The organism is Geodermatophilus sp. SYSU D00691 (assembly GCF_054050275.1).
Genome location: NZ_JBJGYZ010000018.1, coordinates 35,950 through 60,123 on the forward strand (window position 1 = coordinate 35,950; position 24,174 = coordinate 60,123).

Here is a 24,174-nt window from a genome sequence, read left to right on the forward strand (position 1 = left end):
GAAGATCCTGGCACCGCGACGACTTGGCACGCACCAGGTCGACCCGTGCAGCGGGGCACGGTCGCGGCCGTACGGAAGCCGCTGTCGAAAGGGTGCCCGTTGAGCACTGAGCAGGTCCTGCCGGCCCCGTCCCGCCCCGGGCCGTCGCTGCGCATCAGCATGCCGGTCCCCTACCGCTCGGCCAGCTTCGGCCGGTTCCTGGCCAACGAGGCCGGCAGCGCCGTCCTGCTGCTGGTCGCCGCGGTGATCGCGCTCGTCTGGGCCAACCTGGGCGACTCGTACGAGGACTTCTGGCACACCGAGGTCGCCGTCCGCATCGACGACTGGACGGCGTCGATGGACCTGCGGCACGTGGTCAACGACGGGGCCATGGCCCTCTTCTTCCTCGTCGTCGGCCTGGAGATCAGCCGCGAGGTGACCGTCGGGGAGCTGCGCGACCGCCGCCGGGTGATCGTGCCGGCGCTCGGGGCCCTCGGCGGGCTGGCCCTGCCGGCGCTGATCTACCTGGCGTTCGCGCCCTCGGGTGAGGCGGCCATGGGCTGGGGCATCCCCATCTCCACCGACACCGCGTTCCTGATCGGCATCCTCGCCCTCTTCGGCCCGCGCTGCCCCGACCAGCTGCGGCTGTTCCTGCTGACGCTGGCGATCGTCGACGACATCGGCGCCATCGGCGTGATGGCGATCTTCTACACCGACGACGTCTCCGTGCCCGCCCTGGTCGCCTCTGCCCTGCTCACGGCGCTGCTGCTGGCGATGCGCTGGGCCGGGGTGTGGCGGCTGGCGCCGTACCTGGTGGTGGGGCTGGCGCTGTGGTGCGCGGTCTTCGCCTCCGGCGTGCACGCCACCCTGGCCGGCGTCCTCGTGGGTCTCATCGTGCCCGCGGCGCCGGTGGAGGACGCGCAGTGGGAGCGGCTGAAGTTCTACGGGAAGGCGCTCAAGGAGCGGGCCGACCCGGCCCGTGCCCGGCTGGCCTCCGCCGCCGTCCGGGCGACCGTGCCGGCCAACGACCGGCTGCAGAACGAGCTGCACCCGGTCAGCGCCTACCTCGTCGTCCCGGTGTTCGGCCTGGCCAACGCCGGGGTGGTGCTCGACGGCGAGACGCTGTCGGCCGCGCTGAGCTCCGGGGTGTCGATCGGCATCGTGGTGGCCCTGCTGGTCGGCAACGCCTTCGGCATCTCGCTGGCGGCCGGGATGGCGTTGCGGTTCGGCTGGGGCGACCTGCCCGGCCGCGTGCGCTACGGCCACCTCATCGGCGGCGCGGTGCTGGCCGGGATCGGGTTCACCATCTCGCTGTTCATCACCGACCTGGCGTTCACCGACGAGCTGCTGCGCCAGGAGGCGAAGATCGGCGTCCTGGCCGGGTCGCTGCTGTCGGCCGTGGTCGGCTCGCTGCTGCTGCGCTACCTCGGCGAGCGGCTGCCGCTGTGCACGGTCGAGGACGACGAGGAGCCCCCGGAGCTGCCCGTCGGCCCCTGGCGCGACCCCACCCTCGCCCCCGCCTGACCGCCGCGAGAGCGGCGCCGCCGGTCAGTCGAGGCCGAGGGCGCTGCGCAGGTCGCCGAGCTTCGCCCGGCCGGTGTAGCGCTGGCCGTCGACGAACAGCGTGGGCGTCCCGCGGACGCCGTTCTGCACCCCCGACCGGTAGTCGGCCTCGACGGCGGGCCGGAACGCCTGCGCCGGCTCGCCCACCACGTCGGCCGCCCCGATCTGCCCGCCGTAGCCGGCGAGGTCGGTGTCGGTGAGCCGGTCCTGGTTGGCGAACAGCAGGTCGTGCATCTGCCAGAACCGGTCGCCCGACGCCTCGGCCGCCAGCGCCGCCGTGAGCGCGAACGGGTGCACGGTGAACAGCGGGAAGTGCCGGAAGACCAGCGCGACCCGGCCGTCGGAGCCGTCCACCAGCTTCTTCAGGTGCGGCGCGGCGTCGCGGCAGTACGGGCACTCGAAGTCGCCGTACTCGACGACGCGGATCGGCGCCGCCGGGTCGCCGTAGAGGTGCCGGTCGGGGTCGTAGCCGGTGGTCACCCGACCTCCTCCACGCCCGCCGCGTGCCGCCGCGCCAGCTCCTGGTAGATCGCCGGGTTGTGGTCGACCCAGCGCCGCGCGCCCGTCGACAGCGGGCCGCGCACCTGGGCCGGCGCGCCGAGCGCCAGCACCTCGTCGGGGATCTCGGCGCCGGGCGGCACCAGGCTGCCGGCGCCGATCAGCGCGCGGGCGCCGACGCGGGCGCCGTCCTGCACCGTGGCCCCGTTGCCGATCAGCGCCTCGGCGCCGATGACCGCCCCGTGGACGACGCAGGTGTGGCCGATCGTGGCGCCGGGACCGACCTCGGTCTCCGGGTCGTCGCCGCCGTGCAGCACGGAGTTGTCCTGGATGTTCGCGCCCTCCCGGACGACGATGCGGCCGAAGTCGGCGCGCAGCACCGCGCCGTACCAGACCGAGGCCCCCGCCTCGACGACGACGTCGCCCACCAGCGTCGCGGTGGGCGCGATCCACGCGTCGGGGTGGACCTGCGGCTTGCGGCCTTCGAAGGAGAACAGCGGCATGGCTCCGCAGCCTAGGTCTGCAGCGCCCGCCAGAACGCCGACCGCACCCCACCGGCCCCCCACGCGTTCGGCTCGATCACCGAGCAGAACCACAGGTCCCGCGACCCCGGCCGCGGGTCGGGCCGCGCCGGGTCGCCGGCGCGCACGCCGTGGCCGGCGAACTCCTCGGCGATCTCCGCGACGCCGGCCCCGTGCGCGGCCGCCACCTCCCGCAGCGCCGCGTTGAGCTCGCCGATCAGCGCGACGCCGTCCGGCCACGGCGGCAGGCCGAGGCGCGCGGTGTCGCCGGTGCCGTCGCTGGGGTCGTACACGGTGCCGACCAGCACCCGCCCGCCGTCGGCGAGCCGGGCGGCGACGGTGCCGAGCACCCGGTCGACGTCCGCCCGCACCCGCCGCACGACCGCCCGCGCGGCAGGGGTGTCGCCGTAGGCGCCGAGCAGGTCGTTGCCGCCCACCGTCAGGGTGACGAGGTCGGGCCGCATCCCCAGCGCGCCCAGCCGGGGCAGCTGGCGCCCGAGCACCGTGGCCGTGGTCGCCCCGTCGGTGGCCAGCAGGTCGAAGGCCGCCGCCGGGTCGGCCGAGACGAGGTCGCGGCCGCGCCAGTCGGGGAAGTCGTCGTCGCGGTTGCGGTGCAGCAGGCTCGCGCCGCCGCGCCCGGGGCCACCGGCGTAGTCGTCGATGGAGATGGAGTCGCCCAGGGCGACGTAGGCGGCGACCACCTCACAGCTCCCGGACGTCGGCCTCGACCGCCTCGAAGGCCTTGCGCGCGGCGATGAGCACCGGGTCCCACACCGGCGAGAAGGGCGGGGCGTAGGACAGGTCCAGCGACAGGATCTCGTCGACGGTCATCTCGTTCCAGATGCAGATGGCCAGCGCGTCGATCCGCTTGGCCGCCGCCTGCTTGCCGACGATCTGCGCGCCCAGCAGCCGCCCGCTGCGCCGCTCGGCGATCATCTTGACCCGGATCGGCGAGGCCCCGGGGAAGTAGCCGGCCCTCGTCGTGGAGTCGACGACGGCGGTGACGAACGAGTAGCCGGCGGACTCGGCCTCCGCCGTCGACAGCCCGGTGCGCGCCACCTCGGTGTCGCAGATCTTGGTGATCGCGGTGCCGATGACACCCGGGAACGTCGCGTACCCGCCGCCGATGTTGATGCCGGCCACCCGGCCCTGCTTGTTGGCGTGCGTGCCCAGCGCGACGACGACGCGCTGCCCGGAGAGCCGGTGCCACGACTCCACGCAGTCCCCCGCCGCCCACACGCCCTCGATCTGGGTGCGCATGCGGGCGTCGACGGCGATGCCGCCGGAGACGCCCAGCGGGATGCCGGCCTCGCGGGCCAGCCGCACGTCCGGCCGGACCCCCAGCCCGAGGACGACGAGGTCGGCGGGCAGCTCGCGCCCGCTCCCGGTCACCACGGCGCGCACCCGCCCGTCGGGGCCGGCCTCGAGGGCGGCGACGCCGTCGGCGAGCACCAGCTCGACGTCCTCCCCGCGGACGGCGTCGGCGATGAACGCGCCGACGTCGGGGTCGAAGGTGCCCACCGGCGTGGGCGACCTGTCGACGACGGTGACCTCGAGCCCGCGGATCCGGCAGGCCTCGGCGATCTCCAGGCCGATGTAGCCGCCGCCGATCACCACCACCCGGCGCACCCGGCCGCTGTCGAGCTCGGCGCGCAGGGCCACGCCGTCGTCGAGGGTCTGCACCCCGTACACGCCGGCGGCGTCGATGCCCGGCACCGGCGGGCGCATGGGCACGCTGCCGGTGGCGTGCACCAGGTCGTCGAACGGCTCGGTACCCTCTCCCCCGCCGTCGAGCTCCCGCCAGTGGACGACGCGGCGGTCCAGGTCGATGCCGACCACCTCGGTGCGCATCCGGACGTCGATGCCCCGCGCCCGGTGCTCCTCCGGCGTGCGCGCGACCAGCGCGGCCTCGCTCTCGACCGCCCCGGCGATCCAGTACGGGATGCCGCACGCGGAGTACGACGTCGCGCGGCCGCGCTCGAACACCACCACCTCGAGGTCCGGGCGCCGCTTCTTCGCCTGCGACGCCGCGCTGCCCCCCGCGGCGTCCCCTCCGATCACCACCAGCCGGCCGCTCACGTCGCGGACGCTAGGTCACGCTCCCACCACCCGCCCGGCGAACATGCGGAGGCGGTTCCGGAAAGGGGGTTCCGGCCGGGCGCGTGCCCCGGCGAGGATGGAGGCGTGGGCAAACCTGTGCTGCTGAGCGTGGACGACGACCCGGGCGTGTCGCGGGCGGTGGCCCGCGACCTGCGCCGGCACTACGGCGAGGACTTCCGGGTGCTGCGCGCCGGCTCGGCCGCCGAGGGCCTGGAGGCGCTGCGCGAGCTGAAGCTGCGCGGCGACGCCGTGGCCGTGCTGCTGGCCGACTACCGGATGCCGCAGATGAACGGCATCGAGTTCCTCGAGAAGGCGATGGACGTCTTCCCGCGGGCCCGGCGGGCGTTGCTCACCGCCTACGCCGACACCGACGCGGCCATCCAGGCGATCAACCTCGTCGACGTCGACCACTACCTGCTCAAGCCGTGGGAGCCGGTCGAGGAGAAGCTCTACCCGGTCGTCGACGCGATGATCCAGGCCTGGAAGGAGAGCAAGGACGCCGCCGTCGAGGACGTGCGGATCGTCGGCCACCGGTGGTCGGCGCCGTCGTTCAAGGCGCGCGACTTCCTGGCCCGCAACGCCGTCCCCTACCGCTGGTACAGCGTCGAGGAGGCCGAGGGGCAGCGGCTGCTGGAGGCGGCCGACGCCACCCCCGCCGACGTCCCGGTGGTCGTCACGCCGACCGGGCAGGTGCTGCGCTCCCCCGGTCCGGCCGAGCTCGGCGCGGCGGTCGGCCTCGACGTCGAGCCCCGCACCGACTTCTACGACCTGGTGGTCGTCGGCGGCGGCCCGGCGGGGCTGGGCGCCGCGGTGTACGGCGCCAGCGAGGGCCTGCGCACGGTGCTGGTGGAGAAGCGGGCCACCGGCGGCCAGGCCGGGCAGAGCAGCCGGATCGAGAACTACCTCGGCTTCCCCGACGGCGTCTCCGGCGCCCAGCTGGCCGACCGCGCCCGGCGGCAGGCCACCAAGTTCGGCGCCGAGCTGGTCACCGCGCGCGACGTCGTCGCCCTGGAGGTCACCGGCTCCTCGCGGACGGTGCACTTCGACGACGGCAGCAGCATCGCCGCGCACGCCGTCGTCCTGGCCACCGGCGTCTTCTGGCGGACCCTCGGCGCGCCCGGCTGCGCCGAGCTCACCGGCCGGGGCGTCTACTACGGCTCCGCCATGACCGAGGCCGCCAACTGCAAGGACCAGGACGTGTTCATCGTCGGCGGCGCCAACTCCGCCGGGCAGGCCGCGGTGTTCTTCTCCCGGCACGCCAGGTCCGTGCACCTGCTGGTGCGCGGGCCGTCGCTGGAGGCCTCGATGTCGCACTACCTGATCGAGCAGATCGCGGCGATCGAGAACATCGTCGTCCGCACTTGCACGACGGTCGCCGAGGCGCACGGCGACGAGCACCTCGAGCACCTGACCCTGCGCCACCTCGACGGCACCGAGGAGAAGCGGGCCGCCGACCACCTGTTCGTCTTCATCGGCGCCGCGCCGCACACCGAGTGGCTCGACGGCGTCGTCGCCCGCGACGCCAACGGCTTCATCCCCACCGGCCCGGCGCTGCTGGCCGACGGCGGCCGGCCGGCCGGCTGGCCGCTGGACCGCGACCCCTACTTCCTGGAGAGCAGCCTGCCCGGCGTCTTCGTGGCCGGCGACGTGCGGGCGGAGTCGGTCAAGCGGGTGGCCTCCGCGGTCGGCGAGGGCGCCATGGCGGTCACCCTGGTGCACCGGTACCTGGAGGAGCGATGAGCACCCACCTCGAGCCGGCGGAGCTGCGCCGGCTGTTCCTCTTCGAGGACCTCGACGACGAGCAGCTGGCCTGGGTGGCCGGGGCCGGGGACGTCGTCGACTACCCGGCCGGGGCGGTCGTGTCGGCGGAGGGCGAGCCGGCGGAGTGCTTCTACGTGCTGCTCGAGGGCACGATGACCATGTCGCGGCGGGTGGGCGCCGACGAGGTGGAGACGATCCGCACCAGCAGCCCGGGCGTCTACTCCGGCGCCGTCCAGTTCTACTTCGGCGACCAGATCGACCAGCGCTACCCGGCGACCGTGCGCGCCGTCACCGACTCCCGGTTCCTCGCGCTGCCGGCCGTCGAGTTCGGCACGGTCTTCCGCGGCTGGTTCCCCATGGCGACCCACCTGCTGCAGGGCCTGTTCGTCGGCACCCGCAACACCAACGAGCTGGTCGGCCAGCGGGAGCGGCTGCTGGCGCTGGGCAAGCTGACCGCCGGGCTGACGCACGAGCTGAACAACCCCGCCGCGGCGGCCGCCCGGGCCACCGCGTCGCTGCGCGACCGGTTCGCCGGCATGCGGCACAAGCTGGCGATGCTGGCCTCCGGGAAGATCGACGGCCGGGTGCTGCGGGCGCTGACCGACCTGCAGGAGACCTTCGTCGCGAACCTCCAGCAGGCCGAGGAGCTCTCGGCGCTGGAGCGCTCCGACCGCGAGGACGTGCTCGGCGAGTGGCTGGAGGACCACGAGGTCAACGGGCCGTGGGAGCTGGCCGCGGTCTTCGTCCCCGCCGGCCTGGGCCCCGCGGACCTGGAGAAGGTCGCCGACGCCGTCGACCCCGGCTTCCTGGAGCCCGCGCTGCGCTGGCTGGCCTACACGGTCGAGACCGAGATGCTGCTGGGTGAGATCCGGGAGAGCACCAGCCGGATCTCCGGTCTGGTCAACGCCGCCAAGCAGTACTCCAACCTCGACCGCACACCGCACCAGGACGCCGACCTGCACGCCGGGCTGGACGCCACCCTGGTCATGCTCAGCGCCAAGGTCGGCGGCGGCATCACCGTCGTCAAGGAGTACGACCGCTCGCTGCCGCTGGTGCCGGGCTACCCGGCGGAGCTGAACCAGGTGTGGACCAACCTGATCGTCAACGCCCTCGACGCGATGGGCGACCGCGGCACGCTCACCCTGCGCACGGGCCGCGACGCCGACTGCGCCTTCGTCGACGTCTGCGACACCGGCCACGGCATCCCCGAGGAGCTCCAGCGACGGGTGTTCGAGCCGTTCTTCACGACCAAGGCGGTCGGCGAGGGCACCGGCCTGGGCCTCGACATGTCCTACCGCATCGTGGTCAACCGGCACGGCGGCGACCTGCGGGTCACCTCCCGCCCGGGGGACACCCGGTTCCGGGTGCTGCTGCCGCTGACCGAGCCGGTCAGTGCAGCCGTTCCCGCCAGTCCGCCGGCACCCGGCCCAGGGGACCCGGCGCCGGCTGGTTGACCGGCCGCGACGCCGGCGGCAGCAGCTCGGGCCCCTGGGCGTACGTGCTGCGGGTGTAGTCCCAGAACCAGCTCTCGCCCGGCTCGAAGCTGCGCACCACCGGGTGCCCCGACGCCCGGGCGTGCGCGCTGGCGTGCTGCGCCGGCGAGGAGTCGCAGCAGCCGATGTGCCCGCACTGCGCGCACCGGCGCAGGTGGAACCACCAGCCACCGGACTGCTCGCACTCCAGGCAGCCGTTGCCGGACGGCGGGACGGACGGGTCGATGCCGGGGGTCGTCGCGGTCACCCTCTCAGTGGATCAGTCGAAGAGCTGGTCGAGGAAGGACTTCTTGCGCTTCGGGTGCCCGTGGCCGTACGGCCGGCCGTACTGGTCGTAGCCGTGGCCCGACGAGCTGTGCGACTTGTGCTTGGTCGCGTTGAGCACCTCGTTGACGACGGCGCCGAGCCCGCCGGCCGTCGCGGCGTGCCCCGAGTGCGACGACGAGTGCGACGACGAGTGCGACGAGTGGGTCGAGGACGGCGGGTGCGCGGACGACGGGTTGTCGCCGTGCCACGCGTTCTCGGCGTCGATCAGCCGCTCCAGCTCACCCCGGTCGAGGAAGATCCCCCGGCAGTCGGCGCACTGGTCGACGTGGACGCCGTTGCGCTCGTAGGTGCGCATCGGGCCGTGGCACTTCGGGCAGGTGAGATCCATGCCCGCCCAAACGGCCGGACCGCGGTCCGGAGTTCCTGGGCTCAGGCGCCCTGGGCCAGGAACCGCGCGTAGCGGCGCCGCTCGCGCCAGGCGACGAACACCGGGGCCTGGCGGCGCCAGAAGCGCTGCCGCCGCGCGCGGCGCTCGGCCGCGCGGAGGATCGCGGCGATGTGGGGGTCAGCGGCGAGGAAGCGGCTGAGCGTGTCGAACTGACGGCCTTCGGCGTTCGGGTGCACCAACGGTCTCCGGGATCGGGCAACGGGCTCGGCCGGGTGGTGGCGGGTGCCGTGGCAGGCGGCCCCGGCCGGTGGGCCGATGACCTCAGACCCTACGAGCACAACCGTGACCGTGCCCGGCGCAGGGTCGGCGCCGAGCCCCGGCGGGCCCGCCGTCGTCCGAGGTGGCGCCGCGCGTCGCCGTGGTCGCGGTGAGCGGAAAAATTCTCCGCCGCCGATGTCGAAGCGGGCGGCTCCCGTTCGTGGAGGGGCGACGGGCCGGAACGACCGGCCCGCGCCACCCGGAGGACCGACGCATGACCGCCACCACCGCCGCCCGCACGACCGCCTGCGACCCGCGGACGGCCGTCACCCGTTCGCTGCTGGGCTACGGCGCCCTCGCCGGCCCGCTGTACGTCACCGTCTCGCTGGCGCAGGCCGTGACCCGCGAGGGCTTCGACCTCCGCCGCCACGCGTGGAGCCTGCTCGCCAACGGCCCGCTGGGCTGGATCCAGGTCACCAACCTGGTCGTGACCGGGGCGATGGTGGTCGCCTTCGCCGTCGGCGTCCGCCGCTCCCTCGCCGGCGGGCCCGGGGCGAGGTGGGCACCGCGGCTCGTGGGTGCCTACGGCGCGAGCCTGGTGGCCGCGGGGCTCTTCCGCGCCGACCCGGCCCTCGGCTTCCCGGCCGGCACGCCCGACGGCGTCGGCGAGGTGACCTGGCACGGCACGACGCACCTGGCCGCCGGTGCCGTCGGGTTCTCCTGCCTGGCCGCGGCCTGCTTCCTGCTCGCCCGCCGGTACGCCGCCGAGGGACGGCGCCGCAGCAGCACCGTCTCGCGCGTCGTCGGGATCGTCCTGCTCGCCGGGTTCGCCGGCATGGCCGCGAGCGGCGGCAGCACCGCCGGCACCCTCGGCTTCACCGCCGCCGTCGTCCTGACCTGGGCCTGGCTGGCCGCGGTGGCCGTCGACCGCTACCGCGCCACCACCCGCTGACCCGCCGTCCGGCAGAGTGCCACCCCGACACAGGAGGAGATCGAGATGCGCTACCTGACCCTGCTGCGCGCCGCCCAGCCCAGCACCCCGCCGCCCCCGGAGCTGATGGAGGCGATCGCCCGGCTCGGTCAGCAGGCCACCGGGTCCGGCGCCCTGGTGGACATGGGCGGGCTCGTCCCCGGCGCGGCCGGCGCCCGGGTGGAGCTGACCGGGGGTGAGCTGATCGTCAGCGACGGGCCGTTCGCCGAGGCCCGCGAGGTCGTCAGCTACGCGGTCTACGAGGTGCGGTCGAAGGAGGAGGCGGTCGAGTGGGGCCGGCGCTTCCTCGACCTCCACCGGCAGCACTGGCCGGGCTACGAGGCAACCGTCGACGTCCTCAAGGTGTTCGGTCCGGAGGACCTGGCGCCGCCCGCCTGAGCCCGTGGTGGTTGGCTGCCGGTCGTGGGAGCGCGGCCGGCGGCCACCGCAGGTGCGGTCGAGGCGGTGTGGCGGATCGAGTCGGCCCGCCTCGTCGCCGCGCTGGCCCGGATCACCCAGGACGTCGGGCTGGCCGAGGAGTACGCGCAGGACGCGCTGGTGACCGCGCTCGAGCAGTGGCCCCGCACCGGGGTGCCGCCCAACCCGGGCGGCTGGCTCATGACCACCGCGCGCAACCGCGCCGTCGACGCCGCCCGCCGCCGGGCCGTGCACGCCACCAAGCTGGCGGCCCTCGGCCGGGACGTCGAGGTGCGCGAGCAGTCGGCCGAGGCCGAGGCCGACGACGCGCTCGACGACCACGTCGGGGACGACGTGCTCCGCCTGGTCTTCACCGCGTGCTCCCCGGCGCTGACGCTGGAGAGCCGCGTCGCGCTCACGCTGCGCTGCCTCGGCGGGCTGTCCACCGCCGAGATCGCCCGCTCGTTCCTGGTCTCCGAGGCCACGGTCGCCCAGCGGATCTCCCGCGCCAAGCGGACGCTGCGCGGTGTCCCGGTGGAGCTGCCGCCGGCCGCCGAGTGGCCGCAGCGGCTCTCCGCCGTGCTCGAGGTGGTCTACCTGATGTTCACCGAGGGCCACGCCGCCACCGCCGGCGAGCACTGGGTGCGCCCGGCGCTGTGCGCGGAGGCGGTGCGCCTGGGCCGCGTGCTCGCCGGCCTGCTCCCCGAGGAGCCGGAGGTGCACGGGCTCGTGGCGCTGATGGAGCTGCAGGCGTCGCGGCTGCCGGCGCGGACCGGTCCGGACGGGGCCGCCGTCCTGCTGGCCGACCAGGACCGTACGCGGTGGGACCGGCTGCTCGTGCGGCGCGGACTGGCCGCGCTGGAGCGGGCCGGCTCCACCGGCCGGCCCGTCGGGCCGTACACGCTGCAGGCCGAGATCGCCGCCTGCCACGCACGGGCGGCGCGGCCCGCGGACACCGACTGGCGGCGGATCGCCGACCTCTACACCGTGCTCGCGCACCTGTGGCCGAACCCGGTGGTCGAGCTGAACCGCGCGGTCGCGGTCGGCTACGCGGACGGCCCGGCCGCCGGACTGGCCGTCGTCGACTCGCTGGCCCCCGACGCGCTGGCCGACCACGCCCCGCTGCCCGCGGTCCGCGGCGACCTGCTGGCCCGGCTCGGCCGCACCGAGGAGGCCGCCGCGGAGTTCCGGCGGGCGGCCCGGCTCGCCCGCAACGAGCGCGAGCGGGCGTTGTACGAGTCGCGCGCCGCGGCGCCCTAGCGGCCGGGGACCGGGCCGCGCCGGTCCGGCGTCAGGAGGGACGGTCGGGCTCCGCGGCGGCCGAGGCCCGGTCGCGCCGGTCCTGCTCGCGGTCGGCCCGGGCGGCCGCACGGTCCCGCTCCGCCCCCAGGCGGTCCTGCTCCGCCGCGCGGCGGTCCGCCGCGTCGGCCGCCCGGTCGGCATCGGCCCGCGCCACGTCGTCCGCGTCCCAGCCGCGGTAGCTCGCGTCGACCTCGGCGTCGATCGCCTGCTGCTGGTCCTCGTCGCCCACCGCGCCGCCGGCCGCGGCGGCCCGAGCGGTCCGCCTCGCCTGCTCGGCCCGGCGCTCGGCCGCAGCCACCTCCCGGTGCTCGGCGGCCAGGGCCCGCTCCCTGGCCCGCTGGTCGCGCGCGGCGGCCACCTCGTCGCGCTGCTGCGCGGCCTGCTCACGGCTCAGGGCCGCCTCGTCCCGGTGCCGGGCGGCCCGCTCACGACGCCGGGCCGCGTCCTCCTGCGCCCGGCCGGCCGCCATCCGCCAGTGCTCGGCCCGTGCGGCGTCCGCCGGCCAGCGGTCCGCCCGCAGCCGCTCGTGCTCGACGGCCCGCAGCGCCGCCGCGGCCTCGCTCAGCAACCCCCGCGCGTCCTCCAGGCGCCCCTCCCGCAGGGCCCGTTCCGCGAGGGAGAGGTTCGTGGCGGCGACGCCGCCCTCGGTCGCGGCCACCGCCTCGGCCCCGCGGCCCAGCTGCTGCTGGAGCCGCCGGATGTCCTCCCGGAGGCGCTCGGCGGCGTGCTCGGCTCGGCGCTGCTGCTGCGCCCGGCGCGTCCTCTCCTCGGACCCGTCCACGTGTCGAGGGTGTCCCCGTCGGGGACCGCGGACAAGGGCCGGGGCGGTGCGCTAGTCGCCGCGGCCGAGGTCGTCGTCGACCGCGGTCTCGCCGGCGGTGCGGCCGCCGCCGGCGTGGCGGACGTCGCGCTCCTGCTCGTCGGCGCCCTCGGCCCGGTCGGGGGTGGGCTCGGGCTCGGTCATCTGCGTTCCTCCGTTCCGGTGGCGGTGCAGGAGGGCCGGCACCACCTCGGCGCCGGCGGTGCCGGCCGCCGCCGAGGCGAGGACGACAGCCCACGACAGCGGGTCCAGCGGCGTGCAGCCGAAGAACCGCGAGACGCCCGGCGTCTGGACGGCGACGCCGAGGACGACGAGCGAGCCGGCGGCGGTGGCCAGCACCAGCGGGCTGCGCCGGCCCATCCACGCGGTCTGCCCGAGCTGGGTGGCGATCAGCGCGGCCAGCCCCATGGTGCCGGCCCGCCCGCGCAGCCCGGTCAGCCGTCCGACCGCCCACGCGCCGGTCGCGCCGCTGGCGGTGGCCGCGCCGCGCACCAGCACGATCCGGCGCAGCTCCTGGGTGAAGTCGCGGTGCGGACCGGCGCGGAGCACCTCGGCCAGCGGGTGCCCGGCCAGCGGTCCCTCGCCGTCGTCCCCACCGGCCGTGCGCGGCCGGGCGACCGCGACCGCCAGCGCCGGGAACATGTCGGTGAGCAGGTTGACCAGGAGCAGCTGGCGGGTGTTCAGCGGCGCCCGACCGCCGAACGCCGTCCCCAGGACGGTGAAGGAGACCTCGCCGGCGTTGCCGCCCACCAGGATCGACACCGCGTCGCGGACCCGCGACCACATGGCCCGGCCCTCGGCGATCGCGTCGACCAGCCGGGTGAGGTCGAGGTCGGTGAGCACGAGGTCGGCCGCGGTGCGGGCGGCGGGTGACTCGGCGCCGGACACCCCCACGCCGACGTCGGCCAGCCGGATCGCCGCGGCGTCGTTCACCCCGTCGCCGGTCATCGCCAGCGTCGCCCCGGTCCGGCGCAGCGCGCCGACGAGCAGCACCTTCTGCTCCGGGGAGAGCCGGGCGAAGACGGCGGCCTGCTGCACCATCCGCGTCCGCTCGGCGTCCGACGCCCGGGCCAGCTGCCCGCCGGTCACCACCCGGTCGGCGTCGGGGATGCCGGCCTGCGCGGCGATCGCGCCGGCCGTCTCGGGGTGGTCGCCGGTGGCCACCAGCACCCGCACGCCGGCCGCGCGCAGCTGCTCGACGGCCGCCACCGAGGAGCCGCGCAGGGTGTCGGCGAGCGCGACCAGCCCGCGCAGCGTCAGCCCGTCGACCGCCTCCTGCAGGTCCTCGGGCGCGCCGTCCAGCTCGCGGTCGGCCACGGCCAGCACCCGCAGCCCCTCGGCCGCCAGGCCCTGCACGCGGTCGCGCACCTCGTCGGCCGCGCCGCACCGGCGCAGCACCACCTCGGGCGCGCCCTTGACCACCAGCCGGCCGTCGCGCAGCGCCGCCGAGAACCCGCGCCCGGCCGCGAACGGCAGGCTCGCCGTGGGCTCGTCGGCGGGCAGCACGCCGCGGTCGCGCGCTGCCTCGAGCACCGCCCGGTCGGTCTCGTGCGCGGCGTCGTCGCCGGTGCCCATGCCGGCGGCGGCCAGCCGGAGCAGGCCCTCCTCGTCGAGGCCGTCGCACGGCACCAGCCGGGTGACCGCCAGCCGGTTCTCGGTGAGCGTGCCGGTCTTGTCGAAGCAGACGGTGTCGACCCGCCCCAGCGCCTCCAGCACGCGGGCCGACCGGACCACCGCGCCCCGCCGGGACAGCCGCTGGGCGGCGGCCTGCTGCGCCACGGTGGCCACCAGCGGCAGCCCCTCGGGGACGGCGGCGACGGCGACGGCGACCCCGTCGCGGACGGCGTCGCGCAGCGGCCGGCGCCAGAGCACGCCGAGCGCGGTGACCGCGGCACCGCCGGCGAGGGTCAGCGGCAGCACCTTGCGGGTCAGCTCGCCCAGCCGCGCCTGCACGCCGGCGGGCGGCGCCGCCGCACCTGCCGCCCGCGTCGCGCGACCGGCCTGGGTGGCCTGGCCGACAGCGACGACGACCGCCCGCCCCGACCCGGCCACCACCGTCGTGCCGTCGAAGAGCATGCAGGTGCGGTCGCCCACCTCGGCCCCCGGCGTGGCCGGCACCGACTTGGCCACCGCGAGCGACTCGCCGGTCAGGTTGGACTCGTCGACCTCGAGGTCGGTCGCCTCCAGCAGCCGGGCGTCGGCGGCCAGCACGTCGCCGGCCTCGACCCGCAGCACGTCCCCCAGCCGCACCGCGCTGCCGGGCACCTCCTCGGTGCCGCCGTCGGTCTCCCGGCGCACGCAGACGTCCTGCTCGAGCAGCAGCGACTCCAGCGTGCTCTCCGCCCGCAGCCGCTGCAGCCCGCTGACCAGCGCGTTGGCCACCGTCACGCTGCCCACCAGGACGGCGTCGGTGGCCTCGCCGAGCAGCGCCGTCGCCGCCGCCCCGGTGCCCAGCACGGGGGTCAGCGGGTCGCTCAGCTCGGCGGCGACGGTGCGCGCGTACCGCAGCGGGGTGCGCAGGGCCGGCCGGGCGGCGAGCCGGCGCAGCGGCTCCGGCACCGGCGACGGGTGCTCCTCCCGCGGCTCGGGCAGGTCGGCGAGGCGCCGCTGCACGTCGTCGGGGTCGAGCGCGTGCCAGGGCGTGTGCACGCTCGGTGGCGGTGGTGGGCGGTTCGCCACGCGGTACGCCGTCCACGTGCCGCTGGCCATCGTGACCACGGTGGCCGACTTGCCCGGCGTGGTCGCCTTGCGCTGCCCGTAGGCGGCGCTGCCCACCGCGGCGAGCAGGGCACCGAGCACGTTGCCGGTCAGCGCGCTCTCCACCGCCCGCCGGCTGACGGTGCGGGCGTCCGCGGTCGCGGCGACCAGGCCGCAGGCGTCGACCAGGCCGGCGCCGGTCACGAGGTCGGCGCCCCACGCCGGCGCCCGTCCCGGCGGCACCGGGGCCACGGCGACGTCGGCGGCCAGCAGCGCGGGCCCGTCGGCGGCCGAGACCAGCAGCACGCCGCGGCCGTCGGCCTGCAGCCGGCGGACGGTCTCCACCAGCGGCTCGCCCGCGTCGGCGACCTCGTCGGCCATGCCGGCGACCTCCCGGCTGCCGGCGTGCGCGGAGAGGACCAGCCGGTGCCCCGCCCGGCCGGCGGCGGTCAGCAGCGCCTCGGCGTGCGGGTCCAGCTCGGCGCTCACGGTGACCTCGCCGACCCGCCGCCGGCCCTCGAGCAGGGTGCGCCGCTCGCCGCCGGGCAGCTCGCCGGGGCGCGGCGGCCCCAGCCGCAGCGGCCGGCCGTCGCGGGCGACCTGCTCGTCATCGGGGGCGCGCAGCAGGCGCGCGGCGGCCGACCACACCGCGGCGTCGTCCCAGCCGTCGGCCGCGGCCCGGTCGTCGGTGGTCGCGTCCAGCACCACCGGCGGCCCGGTGCACAGCGCGTCGCCGTCGACGACGACGGCGTCGATCCGGTCCAGCCGCCGGTACGCCGCGCCGTCCATGGGCAGCACGCCGCGGCGGCACAGCAGCAGGTCGAGCGTGGCCGCGAACGACTCGCGCCCCTGGGACGCCGCCTTGGGGGTGAGCGCCTTCATCAGGTCGGCCGACCGCCCGGGGCGCCGGGTGAGCGGCAGCAGCGCCAGCGCCGAGACCAGCTCCGTCGGGCCCAGGCGGGCCTTGTACCGCTCGATCGGGCCGGGCGGCAGCGGGCGCGGGCGCTGGCCCGGCGCGGGCACCTCGTCGTCGTCGGCCGGCTCGGGCCCGGGCCCGCACAGCTCGTGCTCGCGGCGCTGCCACACCTGCCGGCGGGCGCGCATCTCCAGCGCCTCCTGCACCGCGGCCGCCGCGTTGAGGGCGGGCACGGTCGGGCTCTGGGTCATGGCGTGCAGCAGCGCGCTGGTGCCGGTGAAGACCAGGTCGGTGCCGAGCGGGCCGACCCGGTCGGTGAGCCGGGTCTTGATCCACTCCTGGCTGTCGAGCAGCGCCACGGCGAGCGTCGCGTGCCGGGTGAGCGCGGGGATCGGCAGCCGCTTCGCGGTGGCGGCGACGACCAGGGCGGCCACGTCGACCGCTGCGCTCAGCCACGCGGCCAGCACCGGCTCGAGGTCGGCGGGGTGGTCCTCGCGCAGGGGGTAGAGCTGCTTCGCCCCGCGGGCCTGCTCGACGGCGGACACCACCGCGACGACGTCCCCCACCCCCACCCGGCGGTCGTCGATCGCGACCAGCACGCGGCCGGCGACGTCGTTCACCGTGGCCCACGAGACGCCGTCGAGCTTCTCCAGCGCCTGCCGCAGCGAGCGGCGCACCTGCGGCGCCTCCTCGGCCGCCGGGGCGCAGAGCTCCACCTGCACGTGCCCGCGGTCGGCCCACACCCGCGGCGTGTGCCGGGTGGTCGGGGGCTCGACCATCGCCCGGGCCGCGTCGACGAGGGAGTGCACGTGCCCGTCGGGCATCGGGTCGGCGCCGGTGAGGACCGTGCCGACCCGGCGGGTCGCGGACTCGACGACGGAGCGGGCGGTGCGCGCGCCGGCCCGCGCGGTGTCGCCGAGCAGCCCCGCGGTGACGACGGCGGGGGCGAGCGCGAGCGCCGCGCCGCCGGTGGCCAGCCCGGCGGCCGTCCGCAGCACCCCGCGGACGGGAGCGATGCGGCTCGACAGCGCCACCGGCGTCCCCTTAACGGTCGTGCGCCGACCGTACGCCCGATCGCGTTCCGCCACCCGGTGGGGCGCACCCCTTTACCGCCCCCCGGCCGGCGCGGCAGGGTGCACCCCACGACCACCTCGACCGGGAGGCGCGATGCGGGTCGCCGTCCGTCTGCTCGGCGGCTTCGGCGTGGTGGTCGACGGCCGGGCGGTGGCCCCCGAGGACTGGCGCCGCCGCTCCGCCTCGGCCCTGGTCAAGCTGCTCGCGCTGGCCCCCGGGCACCGGCTGCGCCGGGAGCAGGTGGTCGACGCGCTCTGGCCCGACCTGCTGGTGGACGAGGCGCTGCCCCGCCTGCACAAGGCCGCGCACTTCGCCCGCGGCGCGCTCGGCGCCCGGGACGCCGTCGTCCTGGCCGACGACGCGGTCTCGCTGTTCCCGGGCGTCGAGGTGACCGTCGACGTCGAGGAGTTCGAGCGGGCCGACGACGCCGACACGGCGCTCGGGCACTGGCGCGGGGACCTGCTGCCCGACGACGCCTACGAGCCCTGGACCGAGGAACCGCGCCGCCGGCTGCGGCTGCGCCACCTCGAGCTGCTGCGGGCGGCCGGGCGGTGGGCCGACCTCGCCGCCGCCGACCCGCTCGACGAGGAGGCCGCGCTGCACGTCGTCCGCGAGCACGTCGCGGCCGGCCGCCGGGCGGACGCGCTGCGCCGGCTGCAGCACCTGGAGGAGACGCTCCGGCGGGAGCTCGGCACCGCGCCCGGCCGGGCGGCGGCGGCGCTGCGCGCCGAGGCGCTCCGGCTGCCCGTGGACGGCGGACCGCGCCCGGCCCGCGCCACCCCCGTGCCCCTGCCCGCGACGCCGACCGTCGGGCGGGACGCCGACCGGGACCGCGTGCTCGAGCTGCTGGAGACGTCCCGCGTCGTCACGCTGGTCGGTCCCGGAGGGGTGGGCAAGACCCGGCTGGCCGCCGAGGTCGCCCTCGCCCGCACCGGGGCGACCGGCGTCCCGGCCGTCTTCGTCGACCTGACCCGCGTGAGCGATCCGCGGCTGGTCGCCGACCTGGTCGCCGGCGCGCTGGGGGTGCACGTCGGCACCGGCGGCGACCCCGAGCGGGCGCTGGCCGAGCTGCTGCGCCGGCGCGAGCTGCTGCTCGTGCTCGACAACTTCGAGCACGTGCTGGCCGCCGCCCCCGTGGTGGGCCGGCTGGCCGCGACGGCGCCGGACGTGCGGTTCCTGTGCACCAGCCGGGCGCGGCTGCGGATCGCCGGCGAGCGCCTGCACGACGTCGCCCCGCTGGCGACCGCCGACGACGCCGGCTCCCCGGCCGTCGCGCTGTTCGCGCAGGCCGCCGAGGCCGTCGACCCCGGCTTCGACCTGGCCGCGCACCTGCCCGAGGTCGTGGCGATCTGCCGGCAGGTGGACGGGCTGCCGCTGGCCATCGAGCTCGCCGCCGGCCACGTGCGCACCCTCTCCCCCGCGCTGCTGCGCGCACGGCTGGGCGCCCGGCTCGGGTCACCGGACGGCGCCCCGCGGGACAGCCACCCGCGGCAGCTGACCATCCCGGCGACCGTCGACTGGAGCCTGCAGCTGCTCGGCGCGGCCGAGCGGGAGCTGTTCGCCGCGCTCGGCGTCTTCGCCGGCCCGGTGCCGGTGGCGGCGGTCGAGCAGGTGTGCGCCGACGTCGCCCCGGACGTGCTGGCGTCGCTGAGCCGCCTGGTCGACCAGAGCCTGGTGCGGCGGGGCACCGGCCCGGACGGCGAGCCGCGGTTCCGGCTGCTCGAGCTGCTCCGCGAGCGCGCCCGCGAGCTGCTGCCCGCGGAGGCGGCCGCCGACCTGCGGGCGCGGCGGGCCCGCTGGGTGGCCGACGTGCTCGAGGGGCTCGACGCGCACCGGTGGACGGCGCCCGACGCGTGGCTGGACCGGGTCGGCGAGCTGATGCCCGAGATCCGCGCCGCGCGGGCCGACACCACCGCGGCCGGGGACCTGCGGACCGCCGCCCGCATCGCCGGGCAGCTGGGCACCTACTGGCACCGGGAGGGACGGCACGACGAGGGCCGCCCCTGGGTGGGCGCCCTGCTCGAGGCCGCCGACCGGCCCGACGCCCCGCTCGACGCCCCGCTCGTCGCCCGGCTGCACCTGGCCGAGGGCTTCCTCTGGTGGACCGTCGACGTCCCCCGGGCCCGCACGCACCTCGTGGCCGCGGCCGAGCTGTTCCGCGGCTGCGGCCCCGACCGCTACCTCGCCTACGCCCTGGGGCTCGCCGGGGTGACGTTCGTGGGCGACCCGGCCGCGTACGCGGCGGCGCTGCGCCAGGTGGACGAGAGCATCGCGCTGGCCCGGCGCGTGGGTGAGGGCGGGCTCACCGCGCAGGTGCTGACCATCCGCGGCGAGCTGACCCGCGTGCACGGGGACGACGACCTGGCGCGGACGGCGTACGAGGAGGCGCTGCGGCTGAGCGCGGAGGTCGGCGACGGGATCCTGCAGAGCATGCTGCTGGCCAACCTCGGCTACCTGGCCGAGCACCGCGGCGACCACGAGGAGGCGCGGGTGCTGCACCGCCGCGGGATCCACCTCTGCTGGTCCTCCGGGCGGCGGCTGGTGGCGGCGTGGCTCCTCGCCGAGGTGGCCGGACCGGAGGCCGCGCTGGGCCGGCCCGAGCGGGGCGCCCTGCTGGTCGGGGCCGCGGACGCGGCGCTGCGCGGGCTGGGCAACGACCGGGCGCCGAGTGACCGGCCCGAGTACCGGCGGGTGGTGCGGACGCTGCGCGCGGCCCTCGGCGACGCCGCCTTCGAGCGGGCGGCCGCCGAGGGGGCGCAGCTGTCGCTGGACGAGGCGGTGGAGCTGGCGATGACCGAGCCGGCGGTTCAGCCGGCCTGAGCCGCGGCCGCCACCAAAGGGTCGCGCCACACCACCGCGGTGCCGTCCAGGACGACGACGCCGTCCTGGTTGGTGATGGTCGTGGCCAGCGTGCTGATCGGCTTGTCCTCCCGCAGCGCCGTCACCTCGGCGGTCGCGGTGAGCACGTCGCCCGGCCGCACCGCCACGCGGAAGTTCCAGGTGACGGTGAGGAAGACGCTGCCCGGGCCGGGCAGGTCCTCGGCGACCAGCGCGTTGAGCAGGCCGCTGGTCACCCCGCCCTGGACGACGATCCCGCCGAACCGCGACCGCGCCGCGAGCTCCTGGTCGTAGTGCACCGGGTTGCGGTCGCCGGTGAGCTCGGTGAACAGCTCGATGTCCTCCGCCCGGACCGTGCGCGTCCGGCTCGCGGTGTCCCCCACGCGCATGTCACGCCGCCTCCTCCCGCACGACGCGGGCCTCGGTGAAGGTCTCGGTGCGCCACCACTGGCGGTAGACGTCCATGCCGACCCGCGCGATCAACCCTGCCGTCTGCGACCGGTGCGCCACCAGGGCCGCCATCTTCCGGTCGAGCAGCCGGCCGGACAGCACGGCCTCGTGGTCGGGGTCGGCCACCGGCTCCGGGGGCCCGGTCATCCACACGTCGGTCTCGGCGCAGAGCCCGCCCCAGCGCGCCAGCCACTCCGCGGTGAGCGCGGTGTGCCAGAGCCGCGCGGGGGTCCCGCCCACCGCGGCCGTCGTCCAGGCCGAGACGGCGCGGTGGTCGGCGTGCCCGGTCACCCCGTCGGGACCGAAGGTCACCACCAGGTCGGGGCGGACGTCGTCCACCACCGCGGCGACGGCCGCGGTGCCCACCGACCGCGGGACGGCGGCCAGCCGGCCGTCCCGCAGCGGGACCCGTGCGGCCAGCCAGCGGTGCTCGCGCACCCCGAGCTCCGCCAGGCTCTCCGTCAGCTCCCGGGAGCGGATCGCCGCCACCGCCGGGTCGTCGAGCCCCTCCTCGCCGCGGGTCGCGGTCGCGACCACCACGCGGTCGCCTGCTGCGACGGCCGAGGCCAGCAGGCCCGCCGCCAGGTACGCCTCGTCGTCCGGGTGCGCCCAGACCGCCAGCACTGTCCGTGTCATGGCGCAGACCGTCCGGGAGCGGTCTTCCACCGGCCTTCCGCGGCGGCGGCCGGCGCGTCCGGAGCGCGGAAGGCCCGCGGAAGGCGGCGTTCCTAGCGTCTGCCGCGTCCCGATCCACTCCCCGAAGGAGCACCCGACATGACCTCGACCGTGAGCCGCCCGGCCCGCAACGGTGTCGACGTCCCCACCCTGTTCGCGACCCTCGACGCGGTCAGGGGCGCCCCCCAGCTCGCCGACTTCCAGTTCCGCGCGACCAACACCTGGATCCGCGGCACCCACAGCCGCAGCACGATCCAGGGCTTCTACGGCGCCGGCCAGGAGGACGCCAGCCGCACCGAGGCCTTCGCCTACGACGCCGACCACCCGGCGGTGCTGGTGGGCACCAACCAGGGCCCCACCCCGGTGGAGTTCCTCCTCCACGCGATCGCCGCCTGCCTGACCTCGGGCCTGGCCAACATCGCCTCCGCCCGCGGCGTCGACCTGACCCGCGTCGAGTCGACCGTCGAGGGCGACATCGACCTGCTCGGCATCCTCGGCATCGACCAGGGCGTCCGGAACGGCTACTCGCAGATCCGGGTGCACTTCACCGTCGAGGGCGACGCCACCCCCGAGCAGCTGGCCGAGCTCGTCGAGCAGTCCCGCCGGCGGTCGGCGGTCTTCGACGTCCTGAGCAACGGCACCGACGTCCAGGTCGACGTCACCACCCCCTGAGATCACCCGCCCGCCGGCCGGCCCGCCCCCTGACCCGGGCGGGCCGCCCGCCGGCCCCCTCCCTGGAGACCCGTCATGACCTCCGTCCCCGCCCCGACCGTGGACGTCGCCGTCCTCGGCGCCGGCCAGGCCGGCCTCGCGGTCAGCCGCCTGCTCACCGACGCGGGCGTCGACCACGTCGTCCTCGACCGCGGCCGGCCGGCCGAGCGCTGGCGCTCCCGCCCCTGGGCCTCGCTGCGGCTGCTCACGCCCAACTGGATGAGCCGGCTGCCCGGCTGGTCCTACCGCGGCGACGACCCCTACGGCTACATGCGGGCCCGCGAGGTCGTCTCCTACCTGACCGCCTACGCGGCCTCCTTCGACGCCCCGGTGGTGGGCGACGCCGAGCTCGAGTCGGTGCGCCCGGCGCCCGGCGGCTACCGCGTCGACACCACCGCCGGGAGCTGGACCGCCGGCTCCGTCGTCGTGGCGACCGGCTGGTGCGACCGCCCGGCCGTCCCGGCCGTCGCGGCCGGCCTGGACCGGCGCGTCGCCCAGGAGACCGCGGGTACCTACCGCGACCCGGGGTCGCTGCCCGGCGGCGGCGTCCTGGTGGTCGGTGCCTCGGCCTCCGGTGTCCAGCTGGCCGACGAGCTGGCCGCGACCGGACGCCGCGTCGTCCTCTCGGTCGGCACGCACACCCGCCTGCCGCGCGACTACCGCGGGATGGACGTGCTGTGGTGGCTGACCTCGATGGGCGTCTTCGACCAGCGGATCCGGGTGCACGTCGCCCCCGGCCCGTCCGATCCGTCGCTGCAGCTGGCCGGCCGCCTCGACCGGCGCGACGTCGACCTGCCGTCGCTGCAGGACCGCGGGGTCGAGCTCGCCGGGCGGCTCACCGCCGCCGACGGCACCCGGGTCACCTTCGCCGACGACCTGCCCACGACGACGACCACGGCCGACGTCCGCCTGACCGCGCTGCTGCGCCGCGTCGACGCCTACGCCCGCGCCGTCGGCCTGGACGACGAGGTCGACCCGGTCCCGCCCGGGTTCGCCCCGGCCCGCACCGACGGGGCCCCGCGGGAGCTCGACCTGGCCGCCGCCGGGATCGGCTCGGTGGTCTGGGCGACCGGCTACCGCCGCGACTACCCGTGGCTGCACGTGCCGGTGCTGGACGCGGCAGGCGAGATCCGGCACGTCGCCGGCAGCACCGCCGCCCCCGGGCTGCACGTCGTCGGCATGCGCCGGCAGACGCGGCGCAACTCCACCTTCCTCGACGGCGTGCGGCACGACGCCGGCGCCGTCGTCGGCCGGATCCTCGGCTCGCTGGGCGCCGCCCGGCCCTCCCTGGGAGCGGCGGCGTGACCGCCCCGTGGGACGCGATCGTCGTCGGCGCCCGGGTCGCCGGGGCCTCGACGGCGATGCTGCTGGCCCGCGGCGGGATGCGCGTGCTCTGCGTCGACCGCGCCCGCAGCGGCAGCGACACCGTCTCGACCCACGCCCTCATGCGCGCCGGCGTGCTGCAGCTGGTGCGGTGGGGCCTGCTCGACGCCGTCCGCTCGGCGGGCACGCCGCCGATCCGGCGGATCCACTTCGGCTACGGCGAGGAGGAGGTCACCGTCTCGGTGCGGCCGAGCTCCGGCGTCGACGCCCTCTACGCCCCGCGGCGCACGGTGCTCGACGCGATCCTGGTCGACGCCGCCGTGGCCGCCGGTGCCACCTTCCGCTTCGGCACCTCCGCGACGGGGCTGCTGCGCGGTCCGGACGGCCGGGTCACCGGCGTCGTCCTGCGCGACCACGACGGCCGGGTGCGCGAGGAGCGCGCCCCGCTGGTGATCGGCGCCGACGGCCGCGCATCGCTGGTCGCCGAGCAGGTGACCGCGCCGTACCGCTTCACCGGCCGCGCGGCGACCGAGGTCGTCTACGGCTACGTCGCGGGCCTGCCGCAGGACGGCTACCGGTGGCTGTACGGGCCCGGCGCCAGCGTCGGCGCCATCCCCACCAACGACGGTCTCACCTGCGTCTTCGCCGGCGGGCAGCCGCACGCGGTGCGGCCGCTGGTGGGCGCGCACGGACCGGCCGGTGCGCTCCGCGCCCTGGCCTCGGTGAGCCCGCTGGGGCCGGCGCTGGCCGCGGCCACCCCGGTCGGGCGGGTGCGGCACGTGCGCGGCACGCCGGGGCACCTCCGGGTGCCGTACGGGCCGGGGTGGGCGCTGGTCGGCGACGCCGGCTACTGGAAGGACCCGCTGTCGACCCACGGCATGACCGCGGCCCTGCGCGACGCCGAGCTGCTGTCGCGGGCGGTGCTCGCCGCCCCCCGGCCGGGCCGGGCGCGCACCGAGGCGCTGGCCGGCTACGCGTCCTGCCGCGACGCGCTGTCGCTGCCGATGCTGCACGTCGTCGAGCGGATCGCCGCGCACGACTGGGACCTCGCGACGGTGCGCGAGCTGCTCATGGAGATGTCCTCGGCGATGACCGACGAGGTCGAGCTGCTGGAGGGGCTCCACCCGCTCGCCGAGGCGGTCTAGGGTCCGCC

At 76.9% G+C, this 24,174-nt stretch carries 21 protein-coding genes; 10 read left to right on the forward strand and 11 right to left on the reverse strand.

What is annotated here, in order from left to right; all coding sequences use genetic code 11:
- Positions 1–99 precede the first annotated feature (99 nt).
- Positions 100–1,503, forward strand: coding sequence for a Na+/H+ antiporter NhaA (gene nhaA / locus ACI797_RS14515; RefSeq protein WP_456859389.1), 1,404 nt, complete (start codon positions 100–102; stop codon positions 1,501–1,503).
- Positions 1,504–1,527: 24 nt separating this feature from the next.
- On the opposite strand, the gene ACI797_RS14520 is transcribed toward nhaA, so the two are convergent.
- Genes ACI797_RS14520 through ACI797_RS14535 form a run of 4 tightly spaced genes read right to left on the reverse strand, consistent with a single transcriptional unit; the run spans position 1,528 to position 4,640 of the window.
- Positions 1,528–2,022, reverse strand: a complete 495-nt coding sequence (locus ACI797_RS14520) for a DsbA family protein (protein WP_456859390.1) — start codon at positions 2,020–2,022, stop codon at positions 1,528–1,530.
- Entirely contained in the window at positions 2,019–2,543 is a 525-nt protein-coding gene (locus tag ACI797_RS14525; RefSeq protein ID WP_456859391.1) for a gamma carbonic anhydrase family protein, read from the reverse strand. Before ACI797_RS14525 ends, ACI797_RS14520 begins: the two co-directional genes overlap by 4 nt.
- Positions 2,544–2,554: 11 nt before the next feature.
- Positions 2,555–3,262, reverse strand: coding sequence for a GDSL-type esterase/lipase family protein (locus tag ACI797_RS14530; protein ID WP_456859392.1), 708 nt, complete (start codon positions 3,260–3,262; stop codon positions 2,555–2,557).
- Position 3,263: 1 nt separating this feature from the next.
- Positions 3,264–4,640: an FAD-dependent oxidoreductase gene (locus ACI797_RS14535; protein ID WP_456859393.1), complete on the reverse strand. Its 1,377-nt coding sequence runs from the start codon at positions 4,638–4,640 to the stop codon at positions 3,264–3,266.
- A 105-nt stretch (positions 4,641–4,745) separates the two neighbouring features.
- Here ACI797_RS14535 and ACI797_RS14540 point away from each other — a divergent pair, with 105 nt between their 5' ends.
- Together ACI797_RS14540 and ACI797_RS14545 are read left to right on the forward strand one after the other, a co-directional pair.
- Positions 4,746–6,401 (forward strand): FAD-dependent oxidoreductase, encoded by a 1,656-nt coding sequence (locus ACI797_RS14540; RefSeq protein WP_456859394.1) that lies wholly within the window; start codon positions 4,746–4,748, stop codon positions 6,399–6,401.
- The gene (locus tag ACI797_RS14545) at positions 6,398–7,876 is read left to right on the forward strand and encodes an ATP-binding protein (protein WP_456859396.1); all 1,479 of its coding nucleotides are present in this window, start codon (positions 6,398–6,400) and stop codon (positions 7,874–7,876) included. The genes ACI797_RS14540 and ACI797_RS14545 overlap by 4 nt, the downstream gene beginning before the upstream one ends.
- On the opposite strand, the gene ACI797_RS14550 is transcribed toward ACI797_RS14545, so the two are convergent.
- The 3 genes from ACI797_RS14550 to ACI797_RS14560 are packed head-to-tail and all read right to left on the reverse strand — an operon-like array spanning position 7,812 to position 8,806.
- Complete coding sequence (locus ACI797_RS14550; protein ID WP_456859397.1) at positions 7,812–8,162, reverse strand: UBP-type zinc finger domain-containing protein; 351 nt, start codon at positions 8,160–8,162, stop codon at positions 7,812–7,814. The genes ACI797_RS14545 and ACI797_RS14550 overlap by 65 nt on opposite strands.
- Positions 8,163–8,174: 12 nt before the next feature.
- Positions 8,175–8,570, reverse strand: coding sequence for a TFIIB-type zinc ribbon-containing protein (locus tag ACI797_RS14555; protein ID WP_456859398.1), 396 nt, complete (start codon positions 8,568–8,570; stop codon positions 8,175–8,177).
- A gap of 41 nt (positions 8,571–8,611) precedes the next feature.
- A complete protein-coding gene (locus ACI797_RS14560; RefSeq protein WP_456859400.1) occupies positions 8,612–8,806 on the reverse strand; it encodes a hypothetical protein in 195 nt (64 codons plus the stop codon).
- Between the two features lie 296 nt (positions 8,807–9,102).
- Between ACI797_RS14560 and ACI797_RS14565 the strand changes: the two genes are divergently transcribed.
- Genes ACI797_RS14565 through ACI797_RS14575 form a run of 3 tightly spaced genes read left to right on the forward strand, consistent with a single transcriptional unit; the run spans position 9,103 to position 11,475 of the window.
- Complete coding sequence (locus ACI797_RS14565) at positions 9,103–9,780, forward strand: DUF998 domain-containing protein (protein ID WP_456859401.1); 678 nt, start codon at positions 9,103–9,105, stop codon at positions 9,778–9,780.
- A 45-nt stretch (positions 9,781–9,825) separates the two neighbouring features.
- A complete protein-coding gene (locus tag ACI797_RS14570) occupies positions 9,826–10,197 on the forward strand; it encodes a YciI family protein (RefSeq protein ID WP_456859402.1) in 372 nt (123 codons plus the stop codon).
- A gap of 24 nt (positions 10,198–10,221) precedes the next feature.
- Complete coding sequence (locus ACI797_RS14575; RefSeq protein WP_456859404.1) at positions 10,222–11,475, forward strand: RNA polymerase sigma factor; 1,254 nt, start codon at positions 10,222–10,224, stop codon at positions 11,473–11,475.
- Positions 11,476–11,506: 31 nt separating this feature from the next.
- On the opposite strand, the gene ACI797_RS14580 is transcribed toward ACI797_RS14575, so the two are convergent.
- Together ACI797_RS14580 and ACI797_RS14585 are read right to left on the reverse strand one after the other, a co-directional pair.
- A complete protein-coding gene (locus ACI797_RS14580) occupies positions 11,507–12,298 on the reverse strand; it encodes a hypothetical protein (protein ID WP_456859405.1) in 792 nt (263 codons plus the stop codon).
- Between the two features lie 51 nt (positions 12,299–12,349).
- On the reverse strand, positions 12,350–16,984 hold the full coding sequence (locus tag ACI797_RS14585; RefSeq protein WP_456859407.1) for a cation-translocating P-type ATPase: 4,635 nt from the start codon (positions 16,982–16,984) through the stop codon (positions 12,350–12,352).
- 133 nt (positions 16,985–17,117) lie between these two features.
- Between ACI797_RS14585 and ACI797_RS14590 the strand changes: the two genes are divergently transcribed.
- Positions 17,118–19,844: an ATP-binding protein gene (locus ACI797_RS14590; protein WP_456859408.1), complete on the forward strand. Its 2,727-nt coding sequence runs from the start codon at positions 17,118–17,120 to the stop codon at positions 19,842–19,844.
- On the opposite strand, the gene ACI797_RS14595 is transcribed toward ACI797_RS14590, so the two are convergent.
- Together ACI797_RS14595 and ACI797_RS14600 are read right to left on the reverse strand one after the other, a co-directional pair.
- Complete coding sequence (locus ACI797_RS14595) at positions 19,832–20,251, reverse strand: MaoC family dehydratase (protein WP_456859409.1); 420 nt, start codon at positions 20,249–20,251, stop codon at positions 19,832–19,834. The genes ACI797_RS14590 and ACI797_RS14595 overlap by 13 nt on opposite strands.
- A 1-nt stretch (position 20,252) precedes the next feature.
- The gene (locus tag ACI797_RS14600; RefSeq protein WP_456859410.1) at positions 20,253–20,948 is read right to left on the reverse strand and encodes a PIG-L deacetylase family protein; all 696 of its coding nucleotides are present in this window, start codon (positions 20,946–20,948) and stop codon (positions 20,253–20,255) included.
- A gap of 138 nt (positions 20,949–21,086) precedes the next feature.
- Between ACI797_RS14600 and ACI797_RS14605 the strand changes: the two genes are divergently transcribed.
- The 3 genes from ACI797_RS14605 (at position 21,087) to ACI797_RS14615 (ending at position 24,166) form a co-directional block, all read left to right on the forward strand.
- Positions 21,087–21,659 carry an OsmC family protein gene (locus ACI797_RS14605; RefSeq protein ID WP_456859411.1) on the forward strand — a complete coding sequence of 191 codons (573 nt, stop codon included), beginning with the start codon at positions 21,087–21,089 and terminating at the stop codon, positions 21,657–21,659.
- 75 nt (positions 21,660–21,734) lie between these two features.
- Complete coding sequence (locus ACI797_RS14610; RefSeq protein ID WP_456859413.1) at positions 21,735–23,003, forward strand: flavin-containing monooxygenase; 1,269 nt, start codon at positions 21,735–21,737, stop codon at positions 23,001–23,003.
- The gene (locus ACI797_RS14615) at positions 23,000–24,166 is read left to right on the forward strand and encodes an NAD(P)/FAD-dependent oxidoreductase (protein ID WP_456859414.1); all 1,167 of its coding nucleotides are present in this window, start codon (positions 23,000–23,002) and stop codon (positions 24,164–24,166) included. The genes ACI797_RS14610 and ACI797_RS14615 overlap by 4 nt, the downstream gene beginning before the upstream one ends.
- Positions 24,167–24,174: the final 8 nt, after the last annotated feature.

What these genes read in the sequence shown, in the direction of transcription:
- ACI797_RS14525 (WP_456859391.1), bottom strand. Translation starts at nt 2,543, where the DNA reads ATGCCGCTGTTCTCCTTCGAAGGCCGCAAGCCGCAGGTCCACCCCGAC.
- ACI797_RS14545 (WP_456859396.1), top strand. Translation starts at nt 6,398, where the DNA reads ATGAGCACCCACCTCGAGCCGGCGGAGCTGCGCCGGCTGTTCCTCTTC.
- ACI797_RS14555 (WP_456859398.1), bottom strand. Translation starts at nt 8,570, where the DNA reads ATGGATCTCACCTGCCCGAAGTGCCACGGCCCGATGCGCACCTACGAG.
- ACI797_RS14565 (WP_456859401.1), top strand. Translation starts at nt 9,103, where the DNA reads ATGACCGCCACCACCGCCGCCCGCACGACCGCCTGCGACCCGCGGACG.
- ACI797_RS14570 (WP_456859402.1), top strand. Translation starts at nt 9,826, where the DNA reads ATGCGCTACCTGACCCTGCTGCGCGCCGCCCAGCCCAGCACCCCGCCG.
- ACI797_RS14590 (WP_456859408.1), top strand. Translation starts at nt 17,118, where the DNA reads ATGCGGGTCGCCGTCCGTCTGCTCGGCGGCTTCGGCGTGGTGGTCGAC.
- ACI797_RS14595 (WP_456859409.1), bottom strand. Translation starts at nt 20,251, where the DNA reads ATGCGCGTGGGGGACACCGCGAGCCGGACGCGCACGGTCCGGGCGGAG.
- ACI797_RS14600 (WP_456859410.1), bottom strand. Translation starts at nt 20,948, where the DNA reads ATGACACGGACAGTGCTGGCGGTCTGGGCGCACCCGGACGACGAGGCG.
- ACI797_RS14605 (WP_456859411.1), top strand. Translation starts at nt 21,087, where the DNA reads ATGACCTCGACCGTGAGCCGCCCGGCCCGCAACGGTGTCGACGTCCCC.
- ACI797_RS14610 (WP_456859413.1), top strand. Translation starts at nt 21,735, where the DNA reads ATGACCTCCGTCCCCGCCCCGACCGTGGACGTCGCCGTCCTCGGCGCC.